The sequence below is a fragment of the Variovorax gossypii genome (assembly GCF_003965815.1).
Taxonomy (GTDB): Bacteria; Pseudomonadota; Gammaproteobacteria; order Burkholderiales; family Burkholderiaceae_C; genus Variovorax; species Variovorax gossypii.
In genome coordinates, this window is the sequence record NZ_RXOE01000009.1 from 180,249 (window position 1) to 197,573 (window position 17,325).

Annotated in this window: 16 protein-coding genes; 12 read left to right on the forward strand and 4 right to left on the reverse strand. The window is 68.4% G+C overall.

The window, feature by feature from the left end; translation table 11 throughout:
• Window positions 1–2 precede the first annotated feature (2 nt).
• The 4 genes from EJP69_RS26050 to nthA form a co-directional block, all read right to left on the reverse strand.
• Window positions 3–1,229 (reverse strand): glutamate carboxypeptidase, encoded by a 1,227-nt coding sequence (locus EJP69_RS26050; RefSeq protein ID WP_126473231.1) that lies wholly within the window; start codon window positions 1,227–1,229, stop codon window positions 3–5.
• Window positions 1,230–1,433: 204 nt separating this feature from the next.
• Complete coding sequence (locus tag EJP69_RS26055; RefSeq protein WP_093301001.1) at window positions 1,434–1,796, reverse strand: nitrile hydratase accessory protein; 363 nt, start codon at window positions 1,794–1,796, stop codon at window positions 1,434–1,436.
• Window positions 1,793–2,458: a nitrile hydratase subunit beta gene (nthB, locus tag EJP69_RS26060; RefSeq protein WP_126473161.1), complete on the reverse strand. Its 666-nt coding sequence runs from the start codon at window positions 2,456–2,458 to the stop codon at window positions 1,793–1,795. The genes EJP69_RS26055 and nthB overlap by 4 nt, the downstream gene beginning before the upstream one ends.
• A complete protein-coding gene (nthA, locus tag EJP69_RS26065) occupies window positions 2,455–3,117 on the reverse strand; it encodes a nitrile hydratase subunit alpha (protein WP_126473162.1) in 663 nt (220 codons plus the stop codon). Before nthA ends, nthB begins: the two co-directional genes overlap by 4 nt.
• Window positions 3,118–3,188: 71 nt before the next feature.
• On the opposite strand from nthA, the gene EJP69_RS26070 reads away from it, so the two are divergent.
• The 12 genes from EJP69_RS26070 to EJP69_RS26125 all read left to right on the forward strand — a co-directional run bounded on the left by EJP69_RS26070 (window position 3,189) and on the right by EJP69_RS26125 (window position 17,317).
• A complete protein-coding gene (locus tag EJP69_RS26070) occupies window positions 3,189–4,031 on the forward strand; it encodes a thymidylate synthase (protein WP_093301006.1) in 843 nt (280 codons plus the stop codon).
• A 14-nt stretch (window positions 4,032–4,045) separates the two neighbouring features.
• On the forward strand, window positions 4,046–4,567 hold the full coding sequence (locus tag EJP69_RS26075) for a dihydrofolate reductase (protein WP_093199295.1): 522 nt from the start codon (window positions 4,046–4,048) through the stop codon (window positions 4,565–4,567).
• 4 nt (window positions 4,568–4,571) lie between these two features.
• On the forward strand, window positions 4,572–5,714 hold the full coding sequence (locus EJP69_RS26080) for a phosphatidate phosphatase App1 family protein (protein ID WP_126473164.1): 1,143 nt from the start codon (window positions 4,572–4,574) through the stop codon (window positions 5,712–5,714).
• A gap of 195 nt (window positions 5,715–5,909) precedes the next feature.
• Entirely contained in the window at window positions 5,910–6,149 is a 240-nt protein-coding gene (locus EJP69_RS26085) for a hypothetical protein (protein ID WP_093199289.1), read from the forward strand.
• Window positions 6,150–6,631: 482 nt separating this feature from the next.
• On the forward strand, window positions 6,632–7,213 hold the full coding sequence (gene tssB / locus EJP69_RS26090) for a type VI secretion system contractile sheath small subunit (protein ID WP_093199286.1): 582 nt from the start codon (window positions 6,632–6,634) through the stop codon (window positions 7,211–7,213).
• Between the two features lie 58 nt (window positions 7,214–7,271).
• On the forward strand, window positions 7,272–8,771 hold the full coding sequence (tssC, locus tag EJP69_RS26095; protein ID WP_093199283.1) for a type VI secretion system contractile sheath large subunit: 1,500 nt from the start codon (window positions 7,272–7,274) through the stop codon (window positions 8,769–8,771).
• 50 nt (window positions 8,772–8,821) lie between these two features.
• On the forward strand, window positions 8,822–9,304 hold the full coding sequence (locus EJP69_RS26100) for an Hcp family type VI secretion system effector (RefSeq protein WP_093199281.1): 483 nt from the start codon (window positions 8,822–8,824) through the stop codon (window positions 9,302–9,304).
• Between the two features lie 32 nt (window positions 9,305–9,336).
• Window positions 9,337–9,801: a type VI secretion system baseplate subunit TssE gene (gene tssE, locus EJP69_RS26105; protein WP_126473166.1), complete on the forward strand. Its 465-nt coding sequence runs from the start codon at window positions 9,337–9,339 to the stop codon at window positions 9,799–9,801.
• Window positions 9,802–9,811: 10 nt separating this feature from the next.
• Window positions 9,812–11,593, forward strand: coding sequence for a type VI secretion system baseplate subunit TssF (tssF, locus tag EJP69_RS26110; RefSeq protein WP_093199653.1), 1,782 nt, complete (start codon window positions 9,812–9,814; stop codon window positions 11,591–11,593).
• Window positions 11,557–12,597, forward strand: a complete 1,041-nt coding sequence (gene tssG / locus EJP69_RS26115) for a type VI secretion system baseplate subunit TssG (protein ID WP_093199274.1) — start codon at window positions 11,557–11,559, stop codon at window positions 12,595–12,597. The genes tssF and tssG overlap by 37 nt, the downstream gene beginning before the upstream one ends.
• A 17-nt stretch (window positions 12,598–12,614) precedes the next feature.
• On the forward strand, window positions 12,615–15,353 hold the full coding sequence (gene tssH / locus EJP69_RS26120) for a type VI secretion system ATPase TssH (RefSeq protein WP_126473168.1): 2,739 nt from the start codon (window positions 12,615–12,617) through the stop codon (window positions 15,351–15,353).
• Window positions 15,354–15,370: 17 nt separating this feature from the next.
• Window positions 15,371–17,317: a type VI secretion system Vgr family protein gene (locus EJP69_RS26125; protein WP_338067661.1), complete on the forward strand. Its 1,947-nt coding sequence runs from the start codon at window positions 15,371–15,373 to the stop codon at window positions 17,315–17,317.
• Window positions 17,318–17,325 lie beyond the last annotated feature (8 nt).

A 17,325-nucleotide genomic window follows, 5' to 3' on the forward strand; every position in this document is an offset into this window, starting at 1 on the left:
CCTCAGTTGCTGCTGCCGGACAGGTCCATCAGCATGCGCGAGAGCAGGTAGAGCCGCGGCACCACGCTCTCGACTTCCGCGTATTCCTCCGGCGTGTGGATGCCGCCACCCACGATGCCGAAGCCGTCGAGCACCGGCACGCCAACGCCCGCCACAAGGCTCGCGTCGGCCGCGCCGCCGCTGCTCTCGATGGTGAGCTTCTTGCCGATCTCGGCGTAGATGCCTTCGGCCATGGTCACCAGCTTGTCGGACGCGGGCGAGCGCGGCATCGGCGGCAGGCCGCGGATCAGGCGCACGCGCACCTCGGTCTCCGGAATGAGCTTGTTCTGCGAGATGCGGACCAGGTCCTTCTCCACGCGGTCGAGTTCCTCGGGCGTGGCGGCGCGCACGTCGCCCTTGGCGCTGGCCGTCGCGGGGATCACGTTGGTCGGGCCGTTGGCCGTGAGCACCGTGAAGTTGACGGTGGTCTTCTTCGCCGTGTCGGCAGTCTTCGACAGCTGCAGCACCTGGTGCGCCACTTCCATCGCCGCGTTGCGGCCCGCCTCGGGCGCCACGCCCGCGTGGGCGGCAAGCCCCTTCACCTCGACGAGCGCGGTGGCCGAGCCCTTGCGCTCGACCACGAGGCCGTCGGCCGGGCGGCCCGGCTCCAGGTTCAGCGCCACGTCGTGCTGCTTGGCCACGCGCTCGATGAGCGCGCTGGTGCCAACGGAGCCGGTCTCTTCGTTGGTGTCGAGCAGGAAGGTGATCTGTCCATAGTCCTTGAAGCCGATCTGCTGCAGGATCTTCAGCGCGTAGAGGCCGGCCACCACGCCGCCCTTGTCGTCCATCACGCCGGGGCCGTAGGCTCGGCCGTCCTTGATGTAGAAGGGCTTGGCCGCCGCCGTGCCTTCCTTGAAGACGGTGTCCATGTGCGCGAGGATCAGGATCTTCTTCTTGCCCTGGCCCGTCAGCGTGGCCACCACGTTGGTGCCGGGATGCGGATCGGCCGGAAAGGTCTCGATGCGCGCGCCGAGCTTGCGCAGTTCTTCCACCGCCAGCTCGCGCACCTTGGCCAGGCCCGCGGTGTCGGCCGATCCCGAATCGATGTTGACCATCGTCTCCAGCATCTTCAGCGCGCCGTCCTTGCTCTGCGTGGCCGCATCGAGCACGCCCTGGTGCGGCTTCTGGGCCATCGCGCTGCCGGCGAGGAACGCGCATGCGAGCGCGGCGCACTGGGCGACGGCGAGCATGCGGCGGCGGGCGGGTGCCGCGGATTTCACGGCCGAAGGAATCGGGAAGGGAGCCGGGGAAAGATGGCGCGAGTGAGTCGTCATGTTGTCCGTTCTGTTGATGGAAAGCCGGGAGAGGCGCGGCAGGCTACCACCCGCCTCGCGAACGGATCAAGCTCGCGGCGCGGGCGCTGCCGCCCGCACTCTACATACGGCGCAGGCACCTCAGCCGGGAAAGTCTTCCCCGCGCAGCTCGATCGGCTGGCCGTGCGGCGTGCGACCGGCCGCGTGCTCCCAGGCGTGGCGATAGCGGGCGAGCTCGTCGCCTGAGCTGGCGCCCTTGCGGGCCACAAGGCCCTCGAGCGCCGCGAGCCAATGGCGGTAGTAGGTGGTGCCGTTGTCGGGATCGCCCGCTGCCTGCGCAGTTGCGATCTGCACGGCCAGCGCCTCGGCCCATTCCGGCCAGGTAAAGAGGCCGCGCTCGTGCAGCGCCAGCGTCATCGCGAAGGCCTGCGCTTCCCAGGGGGCGTTGAAGACGGGACCGTCGGCGTCGCGAGGCATGCCGGGCGAAAGAGGCATGCCGCTCATGCCACCGCCTCCAGATAGCTTTCCCACGCATCGACCGACACCGAGAGGTTCTGGCGCGGCGCATCGTCGCCCCACAGTTCGGCTTCGTCGAACTCCACCGTGTAGAGCCACTGCGGCTGCTCGCCGAGCCCCTGCGCGTTCGTGTCGGCGAACACGTGCGCGCCATGCACGTGGACGATGGTGCCGCGCTTGCCCTGCACATAGCCCGGCAGCCGCGTGTGGTGGTCGACCTTGCCCAGGTGCATGCGCACCGGCTGGCCCGGCGCGAAGCGTGCCGGGGCCGGCGCCGGTCGTTCGGTGGGCGAGCCCTTGGCGAGGACGGCGGGCACATTGGCCGCCTGCAGTACGCGGGCCACGGGCGCGGCCGCGTGGCGCATCTCCCCGCTCTCGATCTCGTCCGGAAAGACCTGTCCGCGCTGCAGCATCAACTGCTCCAGCGCGGCGAGCCATATCTGGTAGTAGCTCAGTTCGCGATAGTCCGGCAGCGTCTCACGCACGGCACGGCTCGCGTCGATGTTCCACGAGCCCGTCGCGCCCATGGCCAGCACCAGCGCCAGCGCGCGCGGCTCCCAGTCGGCGTGGAAGAGATCGCCTTCGGCTTCGGGCACCACCTTGCCGAAGCCCGGCTGTCCGCCGAGGTCGGCATTCGTCACGTAGCTCATGCGGCGCTCCCCGCTTCGACAGGCGCGCCGACCAGCCGAGTGCCGATCATCGAATCGCGCGAGACCAGCGCGGCAAGCTCTTCTTCGCCCAGGCCTTCGGTGCCGGCGGGTCGCTGCGGAATGACGAGGTAGCGCACCTCGGCGGTCGAATCCCACACGCGGATGCGCGTGCTCTCGGGCAGCGCGGTGCCGAAGTCGGCGAGCACGCCGCGCGGATCCTTCACCACGCGCGAGCGGTACGGCGCGCTCTTGTACCAGGTGGGCGGCAGGCCCAGCACCGGCCACGGGTAGCAGCTGCACAGCGTGCAGACCACCATGTGATGCAGCTCGTCGGTGTTCTCCACCGCCACCATGTGCTCGCCCTGCCTGCCCGTGTAGCCGAGCGAGGCGATCGCCGCGGTGGCGTCGGCCAGCAGCCACTGCCTGAAGGCCGGATCGACCCAGGCCCTCGCCACCACCCGCGCACCGTTGCGCGGGCCGACGCGGGTCTGGTAGGTGTCGATCAGCGCGTCGAGCGCGGCGGGGTCGATGTAGCCCTTCTGCGCGAGCACGCTCTCGAGCGCGCGAACGCGCAGGTCCATCTCGCCGAGTTCGCTGTGTTCGTGGCCGTGGTCGTGATCGTGATGCTGGTGGTCGTCGTGGGGGTGGTTCGGGCTCATCCGGGCGATGCTACGCCCGGGCACTTAAAATTCGAAGCCTCCCGCCAGATCCCCCCGGAAGCCCCTCCCCCATGACCTCCACGCCCGCCCGCCCCGTCCGCTCCCAGTACGAAGATTTCATGCGCCATGTCGACACCCATGGCGTCTTCAAGAGCGACCGCACGGGCACGGGCACCAAGAGCGTGTTCGGCCACCAGATGCGCTTCGACCTGAACGAGGGCTTCCCGCTGGTCACCACGAAGAAGGTGCACCTGAAGTCCATCATCCAGGAACTGCTGTGGTTCCTCACCGGATCGAGCAACAACAACTGGCTCAAGGAGCGCGGCGTCACCATCTGGGACGAATGGGCGCGCGAGGACGGCGACCTGGGCCCGGTGTACGGCGTGCAATGGCGCAGCTGGCCCACGCCTGAGGGCGGCCACATCGACCAGATCGCCGAAGTCATCAAGACGCTGAAGACCAACCCCGATTCGCGCCGCATCATCGTGAGCGCGTGGAACGTGGCCGAACTCTCGAAGATGGCGCTCATGCCCTGCCACGCCTTCTTCCAGTTCTACGTGGCGCCGCCCCAGGCCGAGGGCGAACGCGGCAAGCTCAGCTGCCAGCTCTACCAGCGCAGCGCAGACATCTTCCTTGGCGTGCCCTTCAACATCGCGAGCTACGCGCTGCTCACGCACATGATCGCGCAGCAGTGCGACCTCGACGTGGGCGACTTCATCTGGACCGGCGGCGACTGCCACATCTACAGCAATCACGCAGAGCAGGTGGCGCTGCAGCTCAGCCGCACGCCCTACCCCTACCCCACGCTGAACATCAAGCGCAAGCCGGCGTCCATCTTCGACTACCAGTACGAGGACTTCGAGGTGCTCGACTACCGGCACCACGAAGCCATCAAGGCGCCGGTGGCGGTGTGAGCGGCGCGAGTGGAATGAGCAAACCCCGCATCAACCTCATCTTCGCCCGCGCCGCCAACGGCGTGATCGGCGTGAACAACACCATTCCCTGGCACATCCCGGAGGACATGGCGCACTTCAAGCAGCAGACCGCGGGTGCGCCGGTGATCATGGGCCGCAAGACCTGGGACTCGCTGCCGCCGCGCTTCCGCCCGCTGCCGGGCCGGCGCAACATCGTCGTCACGCGGCAGGCCGGCTGGCAGGCCGAGGGCGCGCATCGCGCGGGCAGCCTGCAGGAGGCGCTGTCGCTGTGCGAATCGCCGGAGGTCGACACCGCCTGGGTGATCGGCGGCGCGCAGATCTACGCCGAGGCCGAGCCGCTCGCGCAGCGCGCGGTGGTGACCGAGGTCGCGCGCGACTACGAAGGCGATGCCTACGCACCGGAACTCGATGCCGCCTCCTGGCGCGAGACGCAGCGCGAATCGCATGTCTCGGCCAAGGAAGGCCTGGGCTTCAGCTTCGTGACCTACGAGCGCGTCGCCCCCGCGACGAAGTGAAGCGATGAACGGCCCCGCTGCGCACCGGCCGACCCTGCCCGGCCCGCGGCGCCGTTCGGTGGTGGCGGGCGCGGCACTGCTCGCGGGACTCGCGCCGATGCGGGCGCTGCAGGCCGCGGAGCCTCTGGAGCCCGACGAAGAGGCACTCTTCATGACGGGCGTCGCGCGCCCAACGATCGACGGCCGGCTAGAAGTCGACATCCACGCCTGGATCTTCGAGCGCGAACGCCGCTGGGGCCTCGACACAGCCCTCGCGCGCTATCTCGGCCTGAGCCTGAAGAAGCTCTCTCCCACCGCGCGCCTGCGCTTCAGCCAGCGCACGGCGCTGTTCCATGCGGAATCGGAAGAAGACAAGGTGATCGACGTCGCCTTCGACAACAGTTCCGATCGCGTAACGATGCCCGCCTCGGGCAAGGACGGCCGCACCAACCTCCGCATCGTGATCGACGTGCCGCGCGCACCGTTGCTGCCCACCTCGCCCTCGCCGCGCGAGTGGGTGCAGTTCCATGGCGTGACGGGCCCGGGCGAGCTGCTGCACCGCTTCAGGGGCCAGGCGCTCGTCGTGCCCGCGCAGGGCGTGTCGGTCATCTCGGACATCGACGACACCATCAAGCGCACGCAGGTGCGCGACCGGCGCGAGATGCTGCTCAACACCTTCGCGCGCCGCTTCGAGGCGGCACCGCGCATGGCGGGCTGGTACCGCGAACTCGCGAAGACACCCGACACGCGCTTTCACTATCTCTCGGCGAGCCCCATACAGCTCTACCCCGCGCTCTCGGATTTCATCCGCGCCGCGGACTTTCCCGCGGGCAGCATGCACCTGCGCGAGAGCACGACCTGGCGCACGCTGATTCCCGGCGAAGACGATTCGCGCGGACACAAGCTCGGCGTGATCGAGCGGCTGCTCGCCGAATTTCCGCAGCGGCGCTTCGTGCTGGTGGGCGATTCGGGCGAGGCCGATCCCGAGATCTACGCGCAAACGTTTCGCTCGCATCCGCAGCGCATCGACAGCATCGTGATACGCGACGTGACCGGCGAGAGCCGCACCTCCGATCGCTATCGCGCGACCTTCGAAGACATCGATCCGGTCCGGTGGCATGTCGTGATGCCCGACACCACCGCGTGGCCCGTCCAGGCCGTCAGCTAGCGGCGCGACGACGCGAAAAACTGGTCAGCCCACGGGCAGGTTGCCGGAAACAAACTGGCACCTTCGTCGCCTCCACGGCGCGAAAGGAACACTTCGGTACACGCGAAGAAAGGCACGCGCAGCGCAGGGTTTAGACAACGCTAATTGTTTGTGCGCACAATGTCCGCAACGCCCTCAACCAAAAGGAGACGGCTCATGTCCATGGAATTTCTTCGGGCTATCGCCGAGCAGAAATTGCCATATGTCATCCACACGCCGGCGGACATCGACAGGGTCCGCGTGCTGCGTGCGGCGGAGTTGGTGACGGCCTTCATCCCGCCTTCGGATCGCGCCCCCGACGTGCGCGCGATTCAGCAGCTCGCCCAGGTCGAATCGATCACGGCCAAGGGCAGACTGGCGCTCAACAAGGCCACCTCGGCATTCATCGAACTCTAGGCAAACGCGGAAAGCGCCGCGGCGTTTTCCTCCGCGCAAGCCCCCTCTTTCATGCCGCCGCCATGGCTGCGGCGCCTCCATTCCGGCTGTTACAAATAGCCCTCTTTTTTCGCGTGCACTGACCGGCCCGCGAACATTCCACGCCCCTCCTCTCATGCCATCCGCGCGGCCGGATGCGCCTGCTCGCGCGCCGATTCGGTAGCACGCCGGCCATTTGCATGTCAATTACGTGACGAAACCCTCAAAAGAGGAGTTTTTGGGTACGCAATCTCTTGCTTTTTCATCGGCTCCTACCCGTGACATGGGGTACCTACCCAATTCTGGGGATTGTTAGCAGATATCTCGATTTGTATCTTTCGTGCCGTCTTTGATGCATTGCCGGGACTGCAACGGCAACGGACCGCGCGCCGCCCGACCAGGCGACGGGCGTCGAAAACCGCAACGAGTGTTCTTGTCACATCAACCTTTTCTGAGAGCGAAAAATGTCGAATAGCCTGCAAAAATGGGTTGGACGCAATCGTCCGCCGCGCGTCCAGATCACCTACGACGTCGAGATCGGCGACGCAGTCGAGAAGAAGGAGCTGCCGCTGGTGGTGGGCCTGCTGGCCGACCTGTCCGGCCAGCCCGAGCAGCCGCTGCCGAAGCTCAAGGAGCGCCGCTTCGTCGAGATCGACCGCGACAACTTCGACGGCGTGCTCGGCAACATCTCGCCGCGCCTCGACCTCTCCGTGCCCGACACCATGAAGGGCGACGGCAACCTGAAGATCGAGCTGAACTTCAAGGAGTTCGCCGACTTCCATCCCGAAGCCATCGTGAGCCAGGTGCCCCGCCTGGCCAAGCTGCTCGAGGCACGCCAGCAGCTGCGCGACCTGCTCGCCAAGCTCGACGGCAATGACGAACTCGACGGCCTGCTCGAGCGCGTGGTCCAGAACAGCGAAGACCTGAAGGCGGTCCAGAGCCAGGCCAGGGCCGAAGCCGGCGCCGCTTCGACGCAAGCCGCCGCGGCAGCGCCCGAAGCCGCGCAGACCCAATCGTCCCCCGAAGCCGAAGCACCGGCAGCGTGATCAACCACGCCGGCGCCGCGCCTGCGCGCGACCCGGCACTTCATGAATGGTGATAGAGATGGCCAACAAATCCAAGGCAGCCGAAGCCGGCAGCGCAGCAACCACCGTCACGACCAGTGACCTGAGCCTGCTCGACAAGATCGTCTACGAAGGCAACATGACGACGGAGCCCTCGCAGGGCGCCTACGCGAAGAAGCTGATCGGCCAGCTGGCTTCGCAGATCCTCGACGAAGGCATGAAGACCAGCCCCGACAAGGGCGTGGTCACGCTGATCAACGAGCGCGTCGCCGAAATCGACCGCCTGCTGACCGACCAGCTCAACGCGATCCTGCACGCCGCCGAGTTCCAGGCCCTCGAAGCCTCGTGGCGCGGCCTGCACGACCTGGTGTTCGGCACCGAGACCGGCAGCAACCTCAAGCTGCGCCTGCTCAACGTGAGCAAGAAGGACCTGCTGAAGGACCTGGAGACCGCCGTCGACCACGACACCAGCGTGCTCTTCAAGAAGATCTACGAAGAGGAATACGGCACCTACGGCGGCCACCCCTATTCGCTGCTGATCGGCGACTACTACTTCGGCCGCCACCCGCAGGACATCGCCCTGCTGGAGCGCATCTCCCGCGTGGCCGCCGCCGCGCACGCGCCCTTCATCGCCGCGGCCGCTCCCGCCCTGTTCGACTTCAAGTCGTTCACCGAGCTGGGCATTCCGCGCGACCTGTCCAAGACCTTCGAGAGCGCCGAGCTCGCCTCGTGGCGCGGCTTCCGCGAATCGGAAGACTCGCGCTACGTGTCGCTGGTGCTGCCCAGCTACGCGGCCCGCCTGCCCTACGGCGCCAAGACCATTCCCGTGGAGAACTTCAACTACGAGGAAGACGTGGACGGCACCGACCACGGCAAGTACCTGTGGGCCAACGCGGCCTACCAGCTGGGCCTTCGCATCACGCAGGCGCACTCGCTGTACGGCTGGACCACCGCCATCCGCGGCGTGGAAGGCGGCGGCAAGGTCGACGGCATGGTGGCCCACGCCTACAAGACGGACGAAGGCGACATCGCCCTGAAGCCGCCGACGGAAGTGACCATCACCGACCGCCGCGAGAAGGAGCTGAGCGACCTGGGCTTCATCGCCATCGTCAATTCCAAGGGCTCGAACACCGCCACCTTCTTCGGCGGCCAGACCGTGAACAAGCCCAAGGTGTACGACAAGGACGCGGCCAACGCCAACGCCGCCGTGTCGGCCCGCCTGCCCTACATCCTGGCCGCGTCGCGCTTCGCCCACTACCTGAAGGTGATCGTGCGCGACAAGATCGGCAGCTTCCAGACGCAGGCCGACATGCAGAAGCACCTGAACAACTGGGTCGCCAACTACGTGCTCGTGAGCCCCTCCGCGCCGCAGGCAATGAAGGCCAAGTACCCGCTGAGCCAGGCCCGCGTCGACGTGACCGAAGTGCCGGGCAAGCCGGGCTCGTACCGCGCCATCGCCTTCCTGAAGCCGCACTTCCAGCTCGAGGAACTCTCGGCCTCGATCCGCCTGGTGGCCGACCTGCCGGCCGCCGCGGCCTGACGCCCCACAACTTCTACGTCGACATACAGACAACCTGAAAGAACACGCACATGCCTATCTATCTCAAGATGCCAGGGGTCAAAGGTCAGACCCAGATCAAGGGCCACGAAGACCAGATGGAAGTCCAGAGCTTCCAGTTCGGTGCCGGCCTCGCCGTGACCGCGGGCACCTCCAACCAGGAACGCACCGCAGGCAAGCCCAGCTTCTCCGAAATCACGGTGACCCGCACGACCGACTCCGCCACGCCCCAGCTGCTGCAGAAGCTCGCCGGCGGCGAGGTGCTGGCGGGCGACACCGTCATCACCTTCCCGCGCGAGGACAAGAGCGGCCTGCTGCCCCTGATGGTGGTGACGCTGACCGACGTGATCCTCAGCGGCTTCTCGGTCTCCAGCGGCGGCGACCTGCCATCTGAAAGCATCTCCCTGAACTACGCGGCCATCAAGGTCGAGTACACGAAGCAGAAGGAAGAAGGCGGCCAGGAAGGCGTCGCACCGTTCGGCTGGGATATCTCGAAGAACGTCGCGGCCACCTGATGATGGCCCGACGCTGACACCCGGCGCCCACCGTGTCCGAACTCGTCAAAGGGGGCGTCGCCCCCCTGTTCGACCGGCTGGCGTCGCCTCAGCAGTCCGAGCATGCCCGTGGAGGCGCGCATCTCGAGACGATGGAGTCCGTGCAGGACTCCATCGGCCGGGAGCTGCGCCGGCTGTTCAACACGCGCTCGCCGCTGTCGGCGGACGAGTACGCGCAAGGCAGCGGCACGGTGCTGGAGTACGGCATTCCCGATTTTTCCTCGCTCAGCGCACAGAACGCAGCCGACCTGCAGCAGTTGGCGGCGCTGCTGCGCACGGCCGTTTCGCGATACGAACCGCGCCTCACCGACGTGAGCGTGGAGGTGAGCGCCGCGGCCAACCGGCACGAGGTGGCGCTGGTGCGCATCGGCGCGCAGGCGCGCGCCGGGCTCGCCCTGCGCCGCGTGGACTTCGAGATGCTGCTCGGCGCGCCGGACAGCCTGATGAAAGTCGCCTGACGTGTCCGACATACAGCACAGCGACCTGCTGCAGTACTACAAGCGCGAGCTGTCCTACCTGCGCGGACAGGGGGCGGACTTCGCGCAGCGATATCCCAAGGTCGCATCGCGCCTCTCGCTGCACGGCGGCGAATCGCTCGACCCCCACACCGAACGGCTGATCGAGTCGGTGGCCTTCCTGTCGGCGCGCGTGCACCGCGACCTCGACCAGGAATTTCCCGACGTCGCCTACGCCCTGCTCGACAACCTCTGCCCCTCGCTGGTGCAGCCCCTGCCCTCGATGTCGGTGGCGCAGTTCGGGCTCGATCCCGCGCAGGGCAAGGTCACCGCGGGCTTCCGCGTGCCGCGCCACACCGTGCTGCATGCGCGCACCTCGCCGCACGCGCCGGGCGCCTCGTCGCAGGACTGCCGCTTCCGCACCGCCTGGGACACGCTGCTGTGGCCGCTGCGCATCGCGCACGCCGCCATCGATGCCGACGCGGTGCTGCGCCTGGTGCTCGAATGCGAGGCCGAGGCGGATTTCTCCGCGCTGGAGATCGAAAGCCTGCGCATCCACCTGCAGGGCGACTGGATGACCACCATGCCGCTGTACGACGCACTGGTGTCGGGCGTGAAGTCGGTTACCGTCATTCCCGAAGGCGGCATGCCGCAGGTGCTGCCGGCCGACGCATGGCGCGAGGTCGGCTTCGCCGAGGGCGAGGAAGTGCTGCCGCAGCCCGCCAACGCGCAGCCCGCCTACGGCCTGCTGCAGGAGTACTTCGCGTTCCCGCGCAAGTTCCATTTCTTCGACCTGCATCACCTGCGCTCGCGCCTGGGCAGCGGCAGGCGCTGCGAGCTGGCGTTCCAGCTCGACCGCTCAACGCGCGCGCTGCGCTACATCGACGCCGAGAACTTCCAGCTCGGCTGCACGCCCATCGTCAACCTGTTCCCTCGCGTGAGCGAGCCGCTGGCGATGGACCAGCGCCACTACGAATACCTGCTGGTGCCCGACCGCCAGCGCGACGCCACCACCGAGGTGCACTCCATCGTCTCGGTGGTCGCCTCGGACCCGGACGCCGACAAGCCCGTCGACGTGCCGGGCTTCGCCGCGCTGGGCCACGTCGACGGCGCCAGGGGCACGCAGGAGGCGGTGTTCTGGTCCGCGCGGCGCGAGCCCTGCCTGCGCCAGAACATTCCCGGCACCGACGTCTTCCTGTCCTTCGTCGACCAGGGCAAGGCGCACACCCGGCCCGCGCAGCCCGTGGTCTACGCGCACCTGCTGTGCACCAACCGCCGCCTCGCCGAGCAGGTGCCCGTGGGCGCGCGCCTGCTGGCCGAAGGCCCGCCCCAGCCCACGCACGTGCGCTGCCTCTACGAACCCACCGCCCAGCGCGACCCGCCGCTGGGCAGCGAGACGCTGTGGCGGCTGGTGTCGCTGCTCACGCTCAACCACCAGTCGCTGGTCGATGGTTCCACCGGCCGCGAGCAGCTGCGCGAGATGCTGCTGCTGTTCGCCTCCGACAGCCGGCGCGACCATGCGCAGATCCGCGGCATCGCCGGGCTCACGGCGCGCGGCGTCACCGCGCACGTGGGCACCGAGGCCTGGCGCGGCTACTGCCGCGGCACGCAGGTCACGCTCGAATTCGAGGACGACGCCTTCGTCGGCGGCTCGCCGCTGATGATGTCGGCGGTGCTCGCGCGCTTCTTCGCGATGTACACCTCGGTCAACTCCTTCGTGCGCCTCGCGGTGCGCAGCGGCGAGGAGATTCGCAAGCAATGGGCGCCGATGACGGGCCGTCAGGTGGTGCTGTGATCGTCGAGGAACTCAGCGCCCGCCCGCAGGACTTCAACCTGTTCCAAGCCATCAGCCTGCTCGAGCGAGCCACGCCCGACGCGGTGCCCGTGGGCCGCTCGCAGGGCCCGCGCGAACGCGAGGCCGTGCGGCTGCATGCCTTCGTCTCGCTGGCCTTCGAGGCCAGCGACGTGCGCGCAGTGGGCACCCGCGCGCCCACCGGCGAGCCCTGGACGCTCACCACGCCCGCGCTTTCGCTGGCCGGCAGCGGCGGTCCGCTGCCGATGCCCTTCACCGAGATGCTGCTGGAACGCCGCCAGCAGCGCGACCACGCCACGGCGGACTTCCTCGACATCTTCAACCACCGCTTCCTGGCTTTCCTGTACCGCAGCCGCCGCAAGCACCACGTCGCGCTCAACCCGCAGTCGCCCTCGCGCTCCACGCTGGCCGCCACGCTCGACGCCGCCAGCGCGCTGGGCCTGCGCGCCGGCGTGCGCGCACCCGACGGCTCCGCGCTGTGGCTGCGCCATGCCGGCCTGCTCGGCGGTGCGCCGCGCGGCATGACGGCGCTGCTGGCGCTGCTGCGCGACCGCCTCGGCGTGCAGGTGGACGGCACGCAGTTCCGCGGCCGCTGGCTGACGCTGGAGCCCGATGCATCGGCACGGCTCGACATGCGCCAGCCGCTGGGCAACGGCGCCGTGCTCGGCAAGCGCGTGTGGGACCAAGGCGCCGGCATCCGGCTCGTCTTCAGCGAGCTGAGCCAGCAGCGGCTGCGCGACCTGCTGCCGCGCGGTGCCGACCACGCGCTCGCCAAGTGGCTGGTGCGCCGCTTCATCCCGCAGGACCTGAAGGTCGAGATGGAACTCCGGCTGGCGCCCGCCGAGAGGCGCAGCAGCGTGCTCGGCGCCGCCAACCCCATGCGCCTGGGCTGGACCTCCTGGGTCGCCGGGCCGGGCTTCCGCGGCACGCTGCCGCCCGTTCAACACACCCTGACCAGCGACGGCGGCGACGCGCCCCACGGCTGATCCGACCACTCTCTTTTATGGACATCGACATCCGCACCCTGCTCGGCCGGCTCAACCCGGAATGCAAGCGCGCCATGGAACAGGCCGCCGAGCTGTGCGTGCAGCAGACGCACTACAACGTCGACATCGAACACCTGCTGATGAAGCTGGTGGACAACGAGGCGCCCGACCTGCGGCTGGTGTTCGGCCGCTTCGGCATCCGGCCCGACGCGGTGCGGGCGCAGCTGCAGAAGTCGCTCGACACCTTCAAGCGCGGCAACGGCCGCACGCCGAGCCTGGCGCCCGATTTCGCGCCGCTCTTCCAGGAAGCCTGGCTCATGAGTTCGATGCTGCTGGGCCAGCAGCACGTGCGCTCGGGCACGCTGATGCTGGCGCTGCTCGAGGTCGACCGCCTGCGCGGCCGGCTGGTCGACGCCGCGCCCGCGCTGCTGCAGATTCCGCGCGGCTCGCTGCGCGACGAGCTGGCCGGCCTGCTGCAGTCCTCTCCCGAAGACGCGGCGGGTGCGGCACTGGCCGCCGCGCCGATCGCACCGGCGCCCTCCGCTCCCGCAGTGAACCAGCCCGCCGCACCGCAACCCGCGCCCGAAGCCGGCGCGATGCAGATGCCCACCGCGCGCCGCAGCAGCTCGGCCACGCCTTCGCTCGACCAGTACACGGTCGACATGACACAGCTCGCGCGCGACGGCGCCATCGACCCCATCCGCGGCCGCGACGGCGAGATCCGCCAGATCATCGACGTGCTGCTGCGCCGCCGCCAGAACAACCCCATCCTCACCGGCGAGGCCGGCGTGGGCAAGACGGCCGTGGTCGAGGGCTTCGCGCAGCGCGTGGTGCAGGGCGACGTGCCGCCCGCGCTGCGCCAGGTGTCTGTGCGCTCGCTCGATCTCGCGCTGCTGCAGGCGGGCGCGGGCGTGAAGGGCGAGTTCGAGAACCGGCTCAAGTCGGTCATCGCCGAGGTCAAGGCCTCGCCCACGCCGGTGATCCTGTTCATCGACGAGGCGCACCAGCTCATCGGCGCGGGCGGCGCCGAGGGCCAGGGCGATGCGGCCAACCTGCTCAAGCCGGCGCTGGCGCGCGGCGAACTGCGCACCATCGCCGCGACCACCTGGGCCGAGTACAAGAAATACGTCGAGCGCGACCCGGCGCTCGCGCGCCGCTTCCAGGTCGTGAAGGTCGAGGAGCCCAGCGAGGAAGTCGCCATCGACATGCTGCGCGGCATGGTCGAGACGCTGGAGAAGCACCACGGCGTGGAGATCGTCGACGACGCGGTGCGCGAGGCCGTCAAGCTCTCGCACCGTTACATCACCGGTCGCCAGCTTCCCGACAAGGCCATCAGCGTGCTCGACACCGCCTGCGCGCGCGTGGCCATCGGGCAGAACGGGCTGCCGGCCGAACTCGAATCGGCCGCGCGCGACATCGCCACGGGCGAGAGCGAACTGCGCGTGCTGCGCCATGAAGCGGCCACGGGCGGCGACCACCAGGAAGCCATTGCCGCACTCTCCGCGCGGCTCGACACGCTGCGCCAGAAGCACAAGCGCCTGTCGGACAAGGTCGACGAGGAAAAGCACGCGGTGATGGAAATCGTCGCGCTGCGCCGGAAGATCGCCGACAGCCTGCGCAGCGACGCGCCGCCGGCCGACGAGGAGAACGACCCCGCCCTGCTCACCGCCGCGCTGCGCCGCCTCGAGAAGGGCCTGGAGGCGCTGCAGAACGACGAGCCCATGGTGCCCGTGTGCGTCGACGGCACGATGGTGGCCGAGGTCATCTCCGGCTGGACCGGCATCCCGGTCGGCAAGATGATGACCGACGAGCTTCACACGGTGCTCAACCTGAAGGAAAAGCTGGCCGAGCGCGTGGTCGGGCAGGACGACGCGCTCGACGCCATCGCGCGGCGCGTGCGCACCTTCCGCGCCGATCTCGACGATCCCGGCAAGCCCGTGGGCGTGTTCATGCTGGTGGGCCCGAGCGGCGTGGGCAAGACCGAGACGGCTTTCGCACTGGCCGACCTGCTGTACGGCGGCGAGCGCAACGTCATCACCGTGAACATGTCGGAGTTTCAGGAGGCGCACACCGTCTCCAGCCTCAAGGGTGCGCCGCCCGGCTACGTGGGCTACGGACGCGGCGGCGTGCTCACCGAGGCGGTGCGCCGTCGGCCCTACAGCGTGGTGCTGCTCGACGAGATGGAGAAGGCGCATCCCGATGTGCTGGAGCTGTTCTTCCAGGTGTTCGACAAGGGCACCATGGAAGACGGCGAAGGCGTGCAGATCGACTTCAAGAACACGCTGATCCTGCTGACCTCCAACGCCGCGCAGGACGTGATCACGCAGGCATCGCAGGGCGGGCGCAGGCCCGATCCCGAGGAACTCGTGGAGCGGCTGCGCCCCGAGCTGCTCAAGCAGTTCAGCCCCGCCTTCCTCGGCCGGCTGGCGCTGGTGCCCTATCACCATCTGGGCGACGGGCAGATCCGCTCCATCGTCAATCTCAAGCTGGGCAAGCTGGCGCGGCGCTTCGCGCTGAACCATCACGCCGAGTTCACCTGGGACACGCAGGTGGAAGACGCCATCACCGCGCGCTGCACCGAGGTGGACAGCGGCGCGCGCAACATCGACCACATCCTGGCCCACGCGGTGCTGCCCGAGCTCTCGCGCCAGGTGCTGGAGCGCATCTCGATGGCCGCCGCCTTCACCGCGGTGCACATGGGCGTGGGCGCCGACGGCGCCTTCGCCTTCGGCTTCGAGCCGTCCACGCTGAGCTGAACCGAGCCGACGAAGCAATGAACATGCGCGAAGGCTTCACCCAGCACGCCGCCTTTCTGACGGTGAAGACCGCGTTCGGGCCCGACACGCTGCTGCTGGAATCGTTCCAGGCCACCGAGGGCCTGTCGCAGCTCTTCGCCTGCTCGCTGACCATGCGCTCCTCCGACGACGCGCTGGATTCCGCCACCGTGATCGGCACCTCGGCGACGGTCGTGCTGCAGCGGCCCGAGAAGGAAAGCCGCTTCTTCAACGGCATCGTCTCGCGCTTCACCTACATGGGCAGCAACCGCGACTTCGCGACCTACACGCTCGAACTCGTGCCGCGCATGTGGCTGCTCACGCTGGGCCGCGACCGCGTGATCTACCAGAACATGAGCACGCCGGACATCGTGCAGAAGGTGCTCGGCGACTTCGGCGTGAGCTTCGCGCTACAGCTCAGCGGCACCTACACGCCGCGCGAGTACTGCGTGCGCTACGACGAGACGGCCTTCGACTTCGTCTCGCGCCTGATGGAAGAGGAAGGCATCTTCTACTTCTTCACCTTCGCGGACGGCGAGCACACGCTGGTGCTGGCCGACGCCAACTCGGCCTGTACGCCGTGCCCGCACGCCGACAAGCTGGTCGTGCGCAGTTCCGAGGAAGGATTCGCGCATGCCCACGCCGTCACCCGCTTCGAGTCCGACGCGCGGCTGGTGACCAAGGGCCAGGAAGTGGACGACTACGACTTCCTCACGCCCGACACCAGCCTGCTGAAGAAGGTCGAAGGCAAGACCGGGCGCGGCACGGACTACGAATACCCCTCGCGCGTGCCGCTGTCGGCAGGAGAGCCGCGCGCGCGCACCCGGCTGGAGGCGCACCAGAGCGGCAGCCAATCCGGCCGCGGCGACAGCCATTGCCACTACCTCACGCCCGGCACCACCTTCACGCTGGAAGAGCATCCGCGCGCGGACCTCAACGCGCAGCACATGGTCCACAGCGTGCGGCACCACGCCGATCTCGAGCACTACGGCAACAGCTTCGAGACCCTGCCTCCCGCTCTGCCCTTCCGCCCGCCGCGCCTCACGCCGCGGCCGGTGGTGGCCGGCAGCCACACGGCGCGGGTGGTGGGCCCGGCCGGCGAGGAAATCTGGACCGACCAGCACGGGCGCATCAAGGTGCAGTTCCCGTGGGACCGCCTGGGCAAGAAGGACGAGAAAAGCTCCTGCTGGATCCGCGTCTCGCAGATGTGGGCCGGCGAAGGCTGGGGCGCGCTCTTCCTGCCGCGCATCGGGCAGGAGGTGCTCGTGAGCTACGTCGATGGCGACCCCGACCGGCCGCTGGTCTCGGGCAGCGTCTACAACGGCACGCACGCCACGCCGGTCGCCCTGCCGGGCAGTTCCTCGCAAAGCACCATCCGCTCGAACTCGACGAAGGGCGGCGGGGGCTTCAACGAGCTGCGCTTCGAGGACAAGAAGGGCTCCGAGGAGTTCTACCTGCACGCGCAGAAAGACATGCTGGTGGAGATCGAGAACGACCTCACCACCACCGTGAAGGCCGGCAACGAGCTGCACACCGTCACCAAGGGAAATCGCACCGTCAAGGTCGACACCGGCAACGAGACCCACTCGGTGAAGGGCACGCGCGCGCTCGACGTCACGGGCAACGAGACGCACGACAACAAGGCCAACTTCACGCAGACGGTCACGGGCAACTACGAGCTCAAGGTCACGGGCAACCTGGTGATCGACGTGTCGGGCACTCTGCTCATCAAGTCGGCCCAGACGCTGGACCTGAAGGCCGGCACCGACCTGGGCGCCAACGCCGGCCTCAACTTCAAGGCAGAAGCCGGCGTGGCGCTGTCGGCCAAGGGCGGCGCCACGCTGTCGAACGAGGCGCCTTCCATCAGCAGCAAGGCCTCGGGCATGAACTCCGTCGAGGGCGGCGGCATGGTCACGCTCAAGGGCGGGCTGGTGAAGATCAACTGAGCGGCGCC

Excerpts from the sequence above, each read along its gene's own strand:
- EJP69_RS26075 (WP_093199295.1), top strand. The coding sequence starts at position 4,046 with ATGAGCAAACCCCGCATCAACCTCATCTTCGCCCGCGCCGCCAACGGC.
- tssH (WP_126473168.1), top strand. The coding sequence starts at position 12,615 with ATGGACATCGACATCCGCACCCTGCTCGGCCGGCTCAACCCGGAATGC.
- EJP69_RS26055 (WP_093301001.1), bottom strand. The coding sequence starts at position 1,796 with ATGAGCGGCATGCCTCTTTCGCCCGGCATGCCTCGCGACGCCGACGGT.
- EJP69_RS26100 (WP_093199281.1), top strand. The coding sequence starts at position 8,822 with ATGCCTATCTATCTCAAGATGCCAGGGGTCAAAGGTCAGACCCAGATC.
- tssC (WP_093199283.1), top strand. The coding sequence starts at position 7,272 with ATGGCCAACAAATCCAAGGCAGCCGAAGCCGGCAGCGCAGCAACCACC.
- EJP69_RS26085 (WP_093199289.1), top strand. The coding sequence starts at position 5,910 with ATGTCCATGGAATTTCTTCGGGCTATCGCCGAGCAGAAATTGCCATAT.
- EJP69_RS26125 (WP_338067661.1), top strand. The coding sequence starts at position 15,371 with ATGAACATGCGCGAAGGCTTCACCCAGCACGCCGCCTTTCTGACGGTG.
- tssG (WP_093199274.1), top strand. The coding sequence starts at position 11,557 with ATGGGCGCCGATGACGGGCCGTCAGGTGGTGCTGTGATCGTCGAGGAA.
- EJP69_RS26080 (WP_126473164.1), top strand. The coding sequence starts at position 4,572 with ATGAACGGCCCCGCTGCGCACCGGCCGACCCTGCCCGGCCCGCGGCGC.
- nthA (WP_126473162.1), bottom strand. The coding sequence starts at position 3,117 with ATGAGCCCGAACCACCCCCACGACGACCACCAGCATCACGATCACGAC.
- nthB (WP_126473161.1), bottom strand. The coding sequence starts at position 2,458 with ATGAGCTACGTGACGAATGCCGACCTCGGCGGACAGCCGGGCTTCGGC.
- tssB (WP_093199286.1), top strand. The coding sequence starts at position 6,632 with ATGTCGAATAGCCTGCAAAAATGGGTTGGACGCAATCGTCCGCCGCGC.
- EJP69_RS26070 (WP_093301006.1), top strand. The coding sequence starts at position 3,189 with ATGACCTCCACGCCCGCCCGCCCCGTCCGCTCCCAGTACGAAGATTTC.
- EJP69_RS26050 (WP_126473231.1), bottom strand. The coding sequence starts at position 1,229 with ATGCTCGCCGTCGCCCAGTGCGCCGCGCTCGCATGCGCGTTCCTCGCC.